The following is a 15,880-nucleotide window of genomic DNA, read 5'->3' as shown; positions in this document are numbered from 1 at the left end:
CTGCCACCTTTCTTCCTAGTACCTTCACTATAACAAAAAAATCGGCAGCCGTAGCTGCCGAAAACTGAGTTTAAACAAATAAACTGATAAATAGAATAAAGATAATACCTGAAACTGAAATGACAGTTTCTAAAAGTGACCAAGTTAAAAATGTTTCTTTGACCGTTAAACCAAAGTATTCTTTGAACATCCAGAAACCTGCATCATTAACATGAGAACAAATAACACTACCTGCACCGATAGCAAGTACTACAAGCGCTACATTCACATCACTTGCTTGAAGTAATGGTAATACAATACCTGTTGTAGAAATCGCTGCAACAGTTGCAGAACCAAGTGCTAATCTTAATACTGCTGCTACAATCCACGCAAGTAAGATTGGAGACATTGTAGAACCTTCGAACATTTTAGCAATCGTATCACCAACACCGCCGTCGATAAGTACTTGTTTAAAAGTACCGCCGCCACCGATAATCAAGATCATCATACCGATTGGATAGATTGCTTCTGTAACTGAAGTCATAATTTCTTTGTTTTTACGTCCTTGTTTAACACCCATTGTAAACATTGCAAATAATACTGCAATTAACATAGCTGTATCTGCCGTTCCGATGAAGTAAATTATTTTTTCAATAATATTTTTTCCGCCGTCAACTGAACCTGTTGCGAGTTGTACAATTGTCGCAATCAACATTAAAATAACAGGCAATGTTGCTGTTAAAACACTGATTCCAAAACTTGGCATTTCAAAAGGTTTAAATTCTCTTTGTGCACCTAATGAAGAAATATCACCTTCACGTGTATAAGCTGTTGGTGTTAATTTCGGGGCAATTCTACCAAATAATGGACCAGCAATAATCGTAACTGGAATTGCGATAATGATACCAAACAGTAATACTTGACCTAAATTAGCATGTAACTCTTTAGCGATTACTACCGGACCAGGATGCGGCGGTAGGAAACCGTGGGTTACAGATAATGCTGTAATCATCGGCAAACCGATTTTAAGTGGTGATACTTTCGTACGTTTTGCGAGTGTAAATACAAGTGGAATTAATAATACTAGTCCTACTTCGAAGAATAACGCGATACCAATCACAAATGCTGCAATAACCATAGCCCATTGCACATTTTTTTCTCCGAATTTATTAATCAATGTATCCGCGATACGTGTCGCACCGCCGCCATCTGAAAGCAACTTACCTAAGATTGCACCTAAACCGAAGATAATCGCGATGTGACCAAGTGTACTGCCCATTCCTTTTTCAACGGTTTCTACAACTTTATCTAATGGCATTCCAAGTAAAATTGCGGTAATCATTGAGGTGATAATCAATGAAATAAACGTGTTTAATTTCAATAATATAATCAATGCTAATAAGATTAAAATACCAATTACCACTGTAATCAGTGGCCATATTTCTCCAAACATAATTTTTCCTCACTTTCATGTGACTGCGCCTAAATATAGGAAGCGTTTACATTGAACTCCCATAAAAACACCAGCTTTTTAACTGATGTTCTTATCTTTCAGACTCATTTAATTTATTAAATTTTATAAATGGTGACGTTGGAAGTCGGCAATCTTAGCATATTGGCTTTCAAGAGAGCGACTTAAATCAATAAAGATACTAATTAATTGCTGATATGTTTCTACAGCTTCTTGATTTGGTTCATGCGCATGCGTAGTACCGACCATTTCTTCAATAATTGAAAAATCATCAATCTCGTCAAGTGCTTTCAAACCAAGTACACATGCCCCTAAGCATGAGCTTTCATAACTTTCAGGAACTATAACATCTGTCGCAAAAATGTCTGCCATCATTTGACGCCATACTTCACTTTTCGCGAAACCGCCAGTTGCTTTAATCGCTGTAGGTGTTTCACCCATTACTTCTATTAAAGCAAGATAAACGGTGTACAAGTTGTATAGTACGCCTTCAAGTGCCGCACGTATCATGTGTTCTTTTTTATGAGCGAGTGTTAAACCGAAGTATGAACCACGTGCATTAGCATTCCATAAAGGTGCCCGTTCTCCAGCTAAGTAAGGATGAAAAATTAATCCTTTAGATCCTGGTTCAACTCGGCTTGCAATTTTTGTTAAGACGTCATATGGATCTACACCTAAACGTTTTGCTGTTTCTACTTCACTTGCTAAGAGTTCATCGCGCAACCATCTTAAAATGATACCGCCGTTATTAACAGGACCTCCAATAACATATTGGTCTTCTGTTAAGACATAACAAAAGATACGCCCTTTTTCATCTGTACGCGGATGATCAATAACTGTTCTGATAGCTCCAGAAGTACCGATTGTTACTGCTACTTCACCTTGTTTATAACTATTTACGCCAAGGTTAGATAAAACACCATCACTTGCACCTACAATAATTGGTGTGTCTGGGTTAATACCTAACAAGTTAGAATAACGATGTTTCATGCCTGTCATAATGTGTGTTGTTGGTACTAATTCAGGCAATTGTTCTTTTGTAATGCCTAATAATTTCAATGCATCATAGTCCCAGCTTAATGATTCTAAATTCATCATTCCTGTTGCTGATCCGATAGAATAATCCATGACATATTTTCCGTATAGTTGATATAAAATATAACCTTTTATATCGATATATTTTTTCGCATTATTATAAACTTCTGGTTTTTCATGTTTCATCCAGAATATCTTTGATAATGGCGACATCGGATGAATCGGTGTACCTGTACGTTTATATATTTCATGCCCTTGATGTTCATCGCGAATTATATCTGCATAGCGACTAGCCCGATTATCTGCCCATGTGATACTTTCGGTAAGAGAGCTTTGTTCATTATCCATCGCAATCAAACTATGCATTTGTGCACTGAACGAAATCAATTTAATATCATCTGCTGCTATTCTTTCTTCACGAATCACTGCTTTGATTGTCATTAAAACTGCATCAAAAATTTTATCTGGATTTTCCTCAGAAGTATCGACATCTGGCGTATTCATATCATAACCAATATTGTGCTTACGTAAGAATTGCCCATTTTCATCATACAAAACTGATTTTGTACTCGTTGTTCCGACATCGACCCCAATCATATATTTCATGAGTTTTCCTCCTTAAATATTAAAAATCATCTATAAAACAACCCAGCAATATTATCTCCAACATCATCAAAATTCAAATGGAACGCTTCTTGTAATTGCGAGACATTATTTTGTTCCACCGCTTCTGCGTATACTTCATGATTATGGTGAATACGTTCAAAATCTTCTGGTTCTTCACGCATTCTTTTTCTCATCGATAATAATATTAAACACAGCATCAACGGCTTTAAATTATTCCAGCTGCTGAGCAGATATCGATGTTGTGTTGCATAAATCAATACTTCATGGAACTTGATGTCATGCTCTGTATAAGCTTCTGCATCTTGAAATTGCACAGCAACTTTCATCATTTCTAAGTGTTTGCGCATTTCTTTAGCTAATTGGATTCTTTCATCGCTTTTAACTTTCGCAAAAGCAAAAGACTCCATCATGATACGCAAATCATATATCTCACGGCGCTCACCTTCTCCAAAATGAAGTACATCAGCACCCATACGTTCTAAACAAATTAATTGATCTTGTTTCAATAATTTAAAAGCATCACGAACAGGAGAACGGCTGACATTGAATTTTTTAGCAACTTGATTTTCAGTCAAGCAAGCATCAGCTTCAATACTTCCTTCTACAATCTGCAGACGTAACTCAGCCGCAACTCTCTCCCCTGTTGTCATACCTTCCATCCATTGTTTCGGATAATTTTCTCCCATTAATAATCCAGCCCCTTGCTTCGACATACTTGTATACAAGTATATTAATACAAAGTACCAATAATTGCAACCGCTTACATTAATTTTCATAAAAAGAGGAATAATAAAGGAAGATTGAGAGGCGATACAAATGTATATTCCAAAACATTATCAAGAGCACGATGTAGAAAAAATCAAACAGTTTATCGATACCCATCCATTCGCTACGATTGTTTCAAACAATCAAAATCATAAACCTTTAGCGACACATTTACCTCTATTAATTCAACCGGATACATCTCGTTTTATCATTACCGGCCATTTCGCAAAAGGAAACGAACAATGGAAATCATTGGACGATAATGAAGAAGTTCTTTTGATTTTCCAAGGACCACACGCTTATATTTCTTCAACTTGGTATAGTGATGAAGATGTGCCGACATGGGATTATCAAAGCGTACAATTATACGGTAGACCTTTTTTATTAGATGAAGATGAAGTCAAAGAAGATTTAATCACCTTATTAAAACGTTTTGAGAAAAAAGATGGTGCACGGTGGGAAAACATGTCTGATGATACATTGAAACAAATTCATGGAGTGGTAGGTTTTCGAATTGAAATTACTGAAGTATATGCTGCTAACAAATTAAGTCAAAACCGCACTGCTGCTGATTATGAAAATATCATTCAACACTTGTCTAAAGAAAATCCTGAAATAGCTGATGCTATGAAAAAAGAAAGCAATTAAAAAAGAAAAAACCACCGTATCAATATTAGAATTAATCCTTTAATTGATACGGTGGTTACTTCTATCAACTTGGCTGTTCTTCAGAATTTTCTTTTTCTGAATCTGTGTCATCCTCTTTGTTTTTTTCATCTTCCTCTTGGCTTTCTTCTTCTGCCCACTTGTGGTCTTTGATATATAAACGCACCATCGCCAGTGCAATCCAACTGATTAGTAAGACAGGTAAAATAATAATATTCATGAGGTTCAAATCTAATGTATCAGTAGATATTTCAAGTTTGGCGATACTCTTAAGATTTTGATGGTTGGATGTTAAAAATTGATAGAGTGTGAAAAAGATAGTTGTCCATTGTATGTAATACTCTAAAATAGCAACAAGCATTTCATTATAACCATTCCATTTCACAAGTTGATGTACTACAAAATAGTTCATGATACCCGCAAATAATATAATGATAATGCCTAAAACAAAGATACTGCTACGATCTCCAAGTAGTCGAATCAGTAACCAATAAACGATAAATCCTGAAATGATTAATGAAACAAATCCTGAAATTACCATAGCGATACTGAGCAGAAAAGATTTCGCAAACAGATATTTATCCTGATAACGTCCTGACAGGAATCCTGTTAATAAAAATAGAATGAGGACGATAATAATATTTAAAATAAACATGATGTAACCTCTTTCTACTACAACATTGAATTTTTATTATAACTTTTTTCATATACCTTTTTGTACCCTCTTTCAGCACAAATAAAAAGCACCCCGCTTCATTCTCTATGGAATGAAACGAGGTGCTATATTATAAGCTATTTAGGATGTTTTATGATATCTCTATCATTTATCTTATAATGAATCTACTTTTTCACCATTGATTAAGATGTTGTCATCTTCTAATGTGACTTTCACATCTTTCACATCAGTATTTTCTAGATAGTAGTCAGTAATACGGTCACGTACTTCTCTTTCAACAACTCGGCGTAATGGACGTGCACCAAGTTCTTCATCGTAACCTTGATCAATTAACCAATCTTTTGCATCTTGTGTAACGTTCATTGTGATTCCCTTTTTATCTAATGTTTTTTGAACATCTTCTAATAATAAGTTCACGATGTCTTGTAATGCATCTTTATCTAAGTGAGTAAATTCTACGATACCATCGAAACGGTTGAGGAATTCAGGGCGGAAGAATTTTTTAAGATCTTCTATTAAGTCTTCACGTTCTTTTTCACTTTCATCACCGAATCCTGCATTTGAAGTACAGATGATAATAGTGTTTTTGAAGTTGACTACGTTACCTTGACCATCAGTTAAGTTACCGTCATCCATAACTTGTAATAATAAAGTTAAGATTTGTGGGTTCGCTTTTTCGATTTCATCGAATAAGATAACTGAGTAAGGATTACGTCTAACTTTCTCTGTTAATGTGTTTGAATTATCATCATAACCTACATAACCAGCACTTGTACCAATTAATTTAGATACAGCTGTACGGTCCATATATTCACTCATGTCTAATTTGATTAATGCTTCTTTGTTACCGAATAAATCGATAGACAATTGTTTAGCTAATTCTGTTTTACCTACACCAGTAGGACCTACGAATAAAAAGCTTCCGATTGGTCTGTTACCTTCGTCAAAGCCAGCACGATTACGGCGGATAGCACGTGATACCATTTCAACTGCTTGGTCTTGACCAATAATTTTGCCTTTTAAGCGTTTTGAAATGTTTTTCAAGCGTGCAATATCATTATCATCCATTTGAGAAACAGGAATACCAGTCATACGTTCTACTGTAGCTGCTACATCTTGTACAGTTGCAGTTGTAGCTTCGCCTTGACCGCTTTCTAAGCTTTCTTGTAATTCTTTAATTTCTTTTTGATATTTATCTGCTTCAGAATAAGCTTCTTCACTAACTGCTTTTGATTTTTTATCTTCTAATTCTTTGATTTGTTTTTCAACTTGTACTTTATCCACTACTGGATTTTTAGCAGCTAAGTGTGCAGCAGTAATATCTAAAATATCTAAAGCTTTATCTGGCAATAAACGTTGCGGAATATATTGAATTGATAAATCCACACAAGCTTTTAAGACTTCATCAGGTAATTTCACATTATGGTGTTTTTCGAAAGTTTCACGAACACCTTTTAAGATTTCTACAGTATCTTTAGCTGAAGGTTCTTTTACTAATACCTCGTTGAAACGACGAGCTAACGCCGGGTCTTTTAAGATGTTGTTACGGTATTCGTCTTGTGTAGTAGCACCGATAACTGAAATCTCACCACGGCTTAATGCTGGTTTGATAATATCAGATAAGCCTTTGCTTCCTGAATCTCCACCAGTTGAACCGGAACCGATAATTTGGTGAATTTCATCAAAGAATAAAATAACATTTTTTCTTTCTTTAGCGTTATCCAATAATTTTTGGATGTTTTCTTCGAACGCACCACGGTATTGCGTACCTGCTTCTAATGCAGACACATCTACTGCAATGATTTCTTTATCTTTGATTGCAGCTGGTACGTTACCTTTAACAATCGCTTGTGCTAAACCTTCAACAATAGCTGTTTTACCAACACCAGCTTCCCCAACTAAAATTGGGTTGTTTTTATTTCTACGACTTAAGACTTCAGCAGTTTCTTGAATTTCTTTGTCACGTCCGATAACTGGATCTAATAAACCGTCTTTTGCTTCTTGTGTTAAGTTACGACCGATTTTTTCTAAATAATCATCGCCGCCTTGGCCGCCTCCTGTTTGTCCTGGTTGACCAGGTTGAGCACCTTGAATTGGTTGACCGCCTTGAGCTTTTTGCTGTTGTTGAATTTGTTGCAATTGCTCTGGTGATACTTCGCGACCATTAATATAATATTTTTTGTTTCCATCTGCGTTTTGCATATCTTGCATCATTCTTCTGAAAATTGAGTCAAAATCATTTCCGAAAAATCCGTTATTCATAAAATCATAACCTCCGTTAGTTGATGAAACTCCATAATACAAATTTCTGTCTGTTTCTAATTCATATTACTGTTTCACACTTTTCTTAATATTTTTTCATTGATGTTTTCATGTGGCATATGACACAATTTGAAATTATCATCTTTTAACTGTGCCAACGAGTGAGTGTTAAAATCTTGTGATGAATGCTGCAAATCTGATATATCGTACAGATGTAACACTAGTTTATCTGAGAAACATTCACTAAATATGAATCTCTCTCTCTTGTTGGTTACACTCTATTTATATCCAATTTCTGCATTCCTAAAACACTTGCCAATTTAATATTTTTTACGCTCGTAGTTTTTTTAAATCATTTTGAGTTGCATATTTAATAAATTGTATTGATTCTGCAACAAGTTTCATTTAAGGTGTAATAACCCTCTTTTTTACATTGAATATTTATACTTTGGTCAATTAAAGTCAAATAATTAAAAACCTTTATTTATTTGCTTTATCAACCTTACATATGTAAGTATAACGCATAAATATACATAAATCAAGTATTAAATATGCATTTTTCAAACTTTTTTGCTTTTTCTGTGCATATTAGTGTTTTTATTTAGCAATTATCGGTTGGTTTTCAAGTATATTATTTATTAATATCTGAAAAGAAGACCAAATTAAAAGAAGCCGACTATCATTGCATAATGATAATTCAGCTTCTGATCGATTACTTAATCCTGTTTTAATATTTCTCCATGCATATGCTGCAACTTATTTTCAACTTCTTCTATTTCTTCAGCACATTGTTTTAACGTATCTTTATACACTTCTGTATTCGTCGCATTTTTATAACGCAATTTATGTTCTAAACTTGCCCACATATCCATCCCGATTGTACGAAGTTGTATTTCGACAGGTACCTGTTCTACATTATCTGTTAAAAATACAGGAATCGATACAACAAGATGTAAACTGCGATAACCATTTTCTTTCGGACTTTCCACATAGTCCTTTCTTTTCAACAACTTAACATCTGCTTGTTTCAATAATAATGCAGCCACTACTTCTATATCTTCTAAATAATTGCATACTACTCGAATACCAGCAATATCAGTGATATTTTCACGTGCTGACTCTGTAGTAACAGGTAATCCTCGCATTTCCAACTTACGTACCAAGCTGCTGATTTCTTTTACACGTCTTTCCATATGGTGTATCGGATTATGTTCATAAAGAATTTGGAAATCATTATCTAATATACTGAGTTTCGTACTGACTTCTTCCAAAGCGGATGCATATAAGTGATGTAAACTGACAAAGTCTACAAGTTCTTCTATTTGATAATGATTACTTTGAAATTTCGAGATATTACGTTGTACATCTCGTTTGAGTGCATTCAGATTTAATGTTTCTCTTCTTTCTACATACATAACATGTCCTCCGTTCTTTCCACACTTTTATTATAACGGAGTTCAGATTTAAACAAAATTTTTTCTATTGGAAAAGAAATATTTTGAAAAGAACAACTGAGTGAATCTGCTAAATGAATTTATCATTTTTAAAATTATTTCGATATTCTCCTATTTATACTATATAAAGGTAGAAAAATTTCTAATGCGCTTGCGCCCCTCTCTTTTTTTCTATACAATATAAATCGTAATTATTACGATTAACAAATGTGCATATAGATAAATAGGAGGATTTTTTTATGGCTAAAATACCTGTAACGGTACTGAGCGGCTATCTTGGCTCAGGTAAAACAACATTATTAAACCATATTTTACAAAATAGAGAAGGATTACGCATCGCGGTTATTGTTAATGACATGAGTGAAGTTAACATCGACAAAGATTTAGTTGTGGAAGGCGGGGGACTTTCACGAACTGATGAAAAATTAGTCGAATTATCAAATGGATGTATCTGCTGTACATTACGTGAAGACTTATTAAAAGAAGTTGAACGTATTGTTGAACGCGGCGGTATCGACCAAATCGTCATTGAATCAACAGGTATTTCTGAACCCGTTCCAGTGGCACAAACATTCTCATATATTGATGACGAACTTGGTATTGATCTAACAAGCATTTGCCGCTTAGACACAATGGTTACAGTAGTAGATGCGAACCGTTTCATCAACGATATTAAATCAGAAGATCTCTTAGTAGACCGTGAACAAGGTGCTAGTGAAGAAGATGAACGTACAATCGCTGACCTATTGATTGACCAAGTAGAATTTTGCGATGTGCTCGTATTAAACAAAACAGACTTAGTCACAGAAGAAGAATTAGATCGTTTAGAAAGTATCTTACGTAAATTGCAACCTACTGCAAGATTTATCCGTACTGTCAATTCAGAAGTTGAGTTAAGCGATGTGTTAAATACAAGCTTATTCGATTTTGAGAAAGCAAGTAATTCTGCAGGTTGGTTACAAGAATTAACAAACGGTGGTCACGCTGAACATACACCAGAAACTGAAGAATACGGTATTTCATCATTTGTTTATGAACGTCGTTTACCTTTCCACGCTGAACGTTTCCATAATTGGTTAGAAAACATGCCGGACACAGTAGTTCGTGCAAAAGGTATCGTATGGTTGGCACAATATAATCATGTTGCATGCTTGATGTCTCAAGCAGGTTCTTCAGTAACAATTCACCCTGTTACATTCTGGGTTGCAGCTATGTCAGAACCAAAACAACGTGCTATTTTACATGAACGTGAAGATGTTCGTGAAAATTGGGATCCAGAATTCGGTGACCGTCATACACAATTCGTTATTATCGGAACAGATTTAGACCAAGAAAAAATCACAAAAGAATTAGATGATTGCTTACTTACAACAGAAGAATTCGAATCAGATTGGTCTCAATTGCCTGAACCATACGGTTGGCATATCACACAAGCTTAATCATATTATTAAAGGAAAATGCTGTATCGGCATTTTCCTTTTTTATTTTACATACAAAAACCTCTTAAAGCGGCACTCCCATCTGAGTAACCCTTTAAGAGGTCAATTAAGATAAATACAGTTTTTATCTGTTGCTCCCTATTGATCCGTGCATCAAAGAATGGCACGAATCAACCAATAAATAGTTTATACCACATTTAAATATAAATAATCATGTAATTTCAAAAACTTTATGCATCAGCTTTTTTTACATGCACCTTAGTGCCCCGGTTATTTGCGATGTGTTCAGCACGTTTTACCGCTTCATCTTTAGAGTCATAATCGTCTGCAGCACGTTTAGCACCATAAGTACGTACTTTCCATTTGCCATCTTCTTTATAAACTTCTACATCATTTTCATTTAATTCTGGATTGGCATCTTTATCTTTCTTATGTTTAGTGACATCTTTATGTTTCAATTCATCTAGTTCTTGCGGTGTCGCATGCTTGTACCATTCTTCTGCTTGCTCAGTTGCAATCGGAATTGCACGCCCTTCTTCGTAGCCATCTTCTAACATTGCATTACCAATATCAATGGCTTTTTTCCGTTCTAACTCTTTAAGGTTTTTCCATGAATTTGGGTAATCATCTAAAGTCCAAGGCATAAGCGCCCTCCTCTTCATTTTGATATTACTTCACATATACCACTATTGATATACAATCAATCTTTACTTTTTGTCAGAATCAGATCATTTTTGTAAACGTGTATATTGCTGAATATTCAACAATGAAGAACGAATATTGACATATTGAGGTAACGATGGCAATCCTGTACCAAACTTCATCGGTACACCTTTTTCAAAATGTAATGCAATCTCTTCAAATGCAATCAAGTATTGCCCCATATTTACATCGTCTATTGTTTCAGGATGCGGGTTATGCTGCGCTCTAGATAACATAAAACTGATTTCTTCCAACGCAAACATTACTGGATAATATTGGCTGATTTTTTGAGTGTTTGTAAATAATTCACCATGCGCATTATTATACATACCATTCATATTGCTTAATTTAATACTTAACTTCATTTCATCGAACTTTGGTTCATGATGTGCAATGTATGCATTTTTTGAAAACAGATAATAGAAAAACGAAGCTTCATACCGTACAACTTCTGCGATAGCTATCGGTAAAGTTTGCGACGCATTTTTACGACCTAATATAAGTAATCCAATAACAGCAATTACAACTCCCATCACTACATCCAACATACGCGGCAAGGCAATTAAAATTGATAATTTCCCTGAAGCCAGTCCATTTAAGGTAATGACTTGTGTAGTTATGAAAATCATAGCCAACGCATAATTAGCCCCTACTAATGCTTCAGTAAACATTGCACTGAAAGATAAGATGAAGATACTGACTAGCATTGAAGGATGAAATGCTAAAATCACACTTAAAGTAATAACACCCGCAAAAGTACCGATTGTTCTTGCTACTGCACGTTCCATACTATGGATTGTATTCGTACCAATTAGAATTGTATGTGCAGTTAAAGGTACCCAATATGCTTTATCGAAATCGAACATAAGTGCAATAAAGATTGCTATACCCATAATGACGCAATAACGCATTGTATTCATGAATACTAATGAGTCTAATGTTAAATTATAAATTAACTGCTTACCATATAATGGTTGGCGCAGTTGTGCTTCATATTTAATTTGTCCTTCTGGACTATATAAAATTTCATCTGTTCGATAAATTTGTTTTTCTAGTCTTTGAAAATCAGGAGATAATTCTACTTTTTCTTTCCACTTCACTTGGTTTTTCGTTGAGTTATTCTGTATTACACTTTGTGCAACATAGCCCATCATTTCAAGTAAAATATCTGGAAGTGTTTTCACTTCTTTTGTTTTCAATTCAAGAATTTCTGCGAAAATACCTTCTGCATTATTGTGCAGTAAATATAAGCGTTGTAATTCGTTTGATTGTTTCTTACCCGAACCAGAAGAAGTGATCAGTTGTTTATTGGCTGATTTAAACTGACTCACTAGTCGTTTTGTTGTGGTTTTAAATTTTTCATCATCAGAAAAATCATGGAATAATTGCTTTAAAAGTTGGTATTCATTTTCAACTGCACTGACTTCGCCGCTTTTCTTTTGGAATTTAACCATCAGCCAAACAAGAAGCACTGTCAACATACCTCCGCAAAATACCATTAAACCACGCATTAAAGCTTCTTCTGGAGCAACTGGCATATTAATAGGTAAAGCGAATGTCACAATGAAGAAGGTAGATGAAGGACCTGGAATTTCGAGTGCACTAAAAATGTAATACGCTATTACCGTCACAATAAGAAGTAATAAACCGAAGAGAAGCGGAATAGGTACTGTAATAGTTCCTAAAATAATACAAAGTGTAAATCCGACAGCACACCACCAGACAATTCGTAATTTCGACTTATCTGAACCGCCGAATACATAGATGTTTGTTAATGTCCCAGTTGCCATCAATAATCCCCACTGGAACTGGCCAACAAAATAGCCGATTAATAAAGGAATCATCATTAAAAGACATTGTCTAGTTCCTTTTTTAAAATTCACATTTTGTCGTGTAAACCGAAATAGTGAACTTATGTAATGAGCCATTATATAGACCCCTTTCTCTCTCTTTTACTTAGATATCTATCAGTTACCATTGTATCATCCCTTTCAAACTTGGATATAATTGTTAAAAAATTCAATTTCACAAAAAAGAGCAACTTCCTACAAAAGGAAGCTGCATATTTGAAAGTTTTAATTATTCTGCTAGACGAATTTCTTCATCAATATTTTCATAATCAATGTCAGCATTTAAAAATTCTTCATCGTGTACTGGGAAGTTTTGTTCAAATGTTTCTACATCATTGATTTCTACAGTACCGCGTTCTAATTCAAAATCTAAAACATGACCGCCTACTGTACGCTCTTGATCTACAAAGTGCAGATGGAATCCAGCTGTGCCGACACCATGGAATAATTCCGGCGTAAAGAATCCGACAATTGTTCCATTAATAGTTTCAAACGTCAATTCAGGCTGTCGATTAACTGATTCCATTAAACGTTGGTAAGGTGGTTCTTGTTTTGGCATCATACGTACATGTACCTTTTTGAAACTGCCATGAATTTTAACCGCTGAGAACAAATTTTGACTTTTCATTCTGACCAAGATTGTATCTAATAAATTTTCTGAAGTTATCAAATTTGTGATATCAAATTTTTTATTAGGTTTAAAGTCTGTAACAGTTGAAAAAGGTGTCATTTCATCACCATTCAGCTTTTTGAACTCGCCGTACTCATTTGCATGAAATGCTTCATTATCCAAAATAATGACTTCGCCGTCACATCCATCCAACGTTCCGATACCCAAATCGCCATGTTTTAGCATTTCATCAATTGAAGCTGTGCCTTTAAGCATACCGGCCATCAAAGTTCCTAAAGTTCCATGTTGGTAAATCATAACACTCAGACTCCTTATCCATCTTAAATTTGCAGGAACAAATTTCTTTCTTACCTGTTTATGAATACTTCTATTATAGCATTTTTATGATTTTTTAGAATATCGTCCCACTAAAAAAATACATTATTCATAACTGATTTCATCACTATCTTCAAACATCTGAATTGTGGGTTCGTTAATACAAAGTTGTGTAATTTCCTTCCAATATACTTTAAAGTGATCTGCTTCAACATGTGCATTCAATGCCGCTCTATCTTTCCATTGTTCAACAAAGACAAACGCATTCGGAATGCTTGTATTCTCATAATGTTCGTAGCTGACATTATTTTCTTCGGCTTGGGATGCTACTACGAGCTGACCTGTCAAGCTGATATATTTGTCATAATTCATATCATTTACATTTGTTTTAGCAATAACTGTAATCATGTTGCTCTTCCTTTCTTGAAATACATTATTTACTTCTTATACTGTTCCCGAAAAACCGAATTTTGAACCACGCAAAAAGAAGCACCTCTATACATAGCAACCCTTTCTTTGCTAATCTGCATGAGGTACTTCTTATTCAACTTATTTTAAAGTTTATCTTCTTCAGCAACTAACGCTCTGTCTGGTTTTACAAAGAACCACATGAAGATTGCGATAACTACAAGTACTAATAAAGATTGTAATGTCCAAGTCCATCCGATTAAATCAGCTAAGATACCTGCAAGTAATGGACTAAGCATTGCACCAACGTTACCCCATAAGTTCATCCAGCCTGATACAGTACCAGAGAAGTTACGGCCAATATCAGCAGCTGCTGCCCAGCTCATACCAGTTGTGATACCCATACCGCTTAAGCAGACCGCTAGCCAAGCAATATTCACTTCTAAGACTTCGCTTCGAATAGCAAATAAAAGACCAATACTGAAAACAATCATTCCGATAATAGCAATTGAACCACGTGCTACAAAACGAGATTTTCCTGCTTGTAAAAGTCTATCTGAAAGTGCACCGAATCCCATAATACAAAGCAGCATTGCTAACCATGGAATCCCTGCTAATAAACCTAAAGAAGTATATTTTACGTGATATTGTTCCATAACATATGTCGGTAACCAAATTAAGAATAAACCAACGATAAATTGTACTACAAAGTATTGAACTGCAATCGCGTAGAAGCTGAAGTGTTTAAAGAATGCACTCCAAGGTGCGCTTTGTTTTTCCCCAGCATTTTGAACATCACGATTTTCAATAATATAGCGTTTTTCCGCTTCATTAACCATTTTATGATGTTCAGGCAAGTCTTTCGCAATAATAGCCCATAATATTACGATTAAAAAGCCGACAGCCCCGAAAATATAAAATACAGCTTGCCAATTAAACATTGTAACAATCAAAACTGTTACACCAGGTGCAATAACCGGTCCAAAGTACGAACCAGCAAGCAATGCACTTGAGGCACGACCTTTTTCACCGCGTGAGAACCAGTTTGAGTTGAATACTGCATTGGCTGGATACATAGGTGCTTCCCCAATACCAAATAAGAAACGTACTAAGTATAATAAGCCATGATTTTTAACTACACCCGTTAAAATCGTAAATGCACTCCACCAAATCAATGCGATTGACAGCATTTTTTTCGGTCCGAATTTTTCAGCAAGAATTCCTGAAGGTACTTGCATTAATGCATAACCTGCTGAGAAGAATGTTGCTAATAATCCAAATTGCGCCTTTGTCATATGTAAATCTTCCATCATCGGCCCTGCAATTAAGGAGATGTTTGATCTGTCCATATAAGCGATAACCCCGATAATAAAGAATGCCAGTGCAAAAAACCAACGAACATTACTCTTTCTTTCAGTCATTTATATCCCAACTTTCCTGAATAAAGATAACTTAGGTCATCATATGACCTAAGTTATTTGAGTAAATATTACCATGTTTAGAAATCGTTTACAATAACTTTTTTACAAAAATATGAACTTATAGTTGCGCAATATATTATATACAAAATCATTTACTTTGCATGTCAAACAAGGCAATA

Annotated in this window: 13 protein-coding genes; 2 read left to right on the top strand and 11 right to left on the bottom strand. The window is 34.9% G+C overall.

What is annotated here, in order from left to right; all coding sequences use genetic code 11:
• Window positions 1-70: 70 nt before the first annotated feature.
• From DYE31_RS02605 to DYE31_RS02595, 3 genes are all read right to left on the bottom strand, one after another.
• Entirely contained in the window at window positions 71-1,432 is a 1,362-nt protein-coding gene (locus tag DYE31_RS02605; protein WP_015901190.1) for a gluconate:H+ symporter, read from the bottom strand.
• Between the two features lie 123 nt (window positions 1,433-1,555).
• Complete coding sequence (gntK, locus tag DYE31_RS02600; protein WP_115314355.1) at window positions 1,556-3,091, bottom strand: gluconokinase; 1,536 nt, start codon at window positions 3,089-3,091, stop codon at window positions 1,556-1,558.
• 26 nt (window positions 3,092-3,117) lie between these two features.
• Window positions 3,118-3,798, bottom strand: a complete 681-nt coding sequence (locus tag DYE31_RS02595; protein WP_041613023.1) for a GntR family transcriptional regulator — start codon at window positions 3,796-3,798, stop codon at window positions 3,118-3,120.
• A 130-nt stretch (window positions 3,799-3,928) separates the two neighbouring features.
• Between DYE31_RS02595 and DYE31_RS02590 the strand changes: the two genes are divergently transcribed.
• Window positions 3,929-4,525, top strand: a complete 597-nt coding sequence (locus DYE31_RS02590) for an FMN-binding negative transcriptional regulator (protein WP_015901193.1) — start codon at window positions 3,929-3,931, stop codon at window positions 4,523-4,525.
• A gap of 64 nt (window positions 4,526-4,589) precedes the next feature.
• On the opposite strand, the gene DYE31_RS02585 is transcribed toward DYE31_RS02590, so the two are convergent.
• The 3 genes from DYE31_RS02585 to DYE31_RS02575 form a co-directional block, all read right to left on the bottom strand.
• Window positions 4,590-5,198 (bottom strand): SA1002 family membrane protein, encoded by a 609-nt coding sequence (locus DYE31_RS02585; protein ID WP_015901194.1) that lies wholly within the window; start codon window positions 5,196-5,198, stop codon window positions 4,590-4,592.
• 174 nt (window positions 5,199-5,372) lie between these two features.
• The gene (locus tag DYE31_RS02580) at window positions 5,373-7,481 is read right to left on the bottom strand and encodes an AAA family ATPase (RefSeq protein ID WP_015901195.1); all 2,109 of its coding nucleotides are present in this window, start codon (window positions 7,479-7,481) and stop codon (window positions 5,373-5,375) included.
• A 716-nt stretch (window positions 7,482-8,197) separates the two neighbouring features.
• Window positions 8,198-8,896 (bottom strand): GTP pyrophosphokinase, encoded by a 699-nt coding sequence (locus DYE31_RS02575; RefSeq protein ID WP_015901196.1) that lies wholly within the window; start codon window positions 8,894-8,896, stop codon window positions 8,198-8,200.
• Between the two features lie 278 nt (window positions 8,897-9,174).
• Here DYE31_RS02575 and DYE31_RS02570 point away from each other — a divergent pair, with 278 nt between their 5' ends.
• The gene (locus tag DYE31_RS02570) at window positions 9,175-10,374 is read left to right on the top strand and encodes a GTP-binding protein (protein WP_015901197.1); all 1,200 of its coding nucleotides are present in this window, start codon (window positions 9,175-9,177) and stop codon (window positions 10,372-10,374) included.
• Window positions 10,375-10,604: 230 nt separating this feature from the next.
• On the opposite strand, the gene DYE31_RS02565 is transcribed toward DYE31_RS02570, so the two are convergent.
• From DYE31_RS02565 to DYE31_RS02545, 5 genes are all read right to left on the bottom strand, one after another.
• Entirely contained in the window at window positions 10,605-11,018 is a 414-nt protein-coding gene (locus DYE31_RS02565) for a DUF2188 domain-containing protein (protein ID WP_015901198.1), read from the bottom strand.
• A gap of 84 nt (window positions 11,019-11,102) precedes the next feature.
• Window positions 11,103-13,004 (bottom strand): FUSC family protein, encoded by a 1,902-nt coding sequence (locus tag DYE31_RS02560; RefSeq protein WP_015901199.1) that lies wholly within the window; start codon window positions 13,002-13,004, stop codon window positions 11,103-11,105.
• Window positions 13,005-13,155: 151 nt separating this feature from the next.
• Window positions 13,156-13,863 (bottom strand): acetolactate decarboxylase, encoded by a 708-nt coding sequence (gene budA / locus DYE31_RS02555; RefSeq protein ID WP_041613024.1) that lies wholly within the window; start codon window positions 13,861-13,863, stop codon window positions 13,156-13,158.
• A gap of 114 nt (window positions 13,864-13,977) precedes the next feature.
• Window positions 13,978-14,280 (bottom strand): putative quinol monooxygenase, encoded by a 303-nt coding sequence (locus DYE31_RS02550; protein WP_015901201.1) that lies wholly within the window; start codon window positions 14,278-14,280, stop codon window positions 13,978-13,980.
• Between the two features lie 146 nt (window positions 14,281-14,426).
• A complete protein-coding gene (locus DYE31_RS02545) occupies window positions 14,427-15,701 on the bottom strand; it encodes an MFS transporter (protein ID WP_015901202.1) in 1,275 nt (424 codons plus the stop codon).
• Window positions 15,702-15,880: the final 179 nt, after the last annotated feature.

The sequence above is a fragment of the Staphylococcus carnosus genome, from assembly GCF_900458435.1.
GTDB classification, from domain to species: Bacteria; Bacillota; Bacilli; order Staphylococcales; family Staphylococcaceae; genus Staphylococcus; species Staphylococcus carnosus.
Note: the sequence above shows the minus strand (reverse complement) of the source record. Positions and strands in the feature narration are given on the sequence as shown.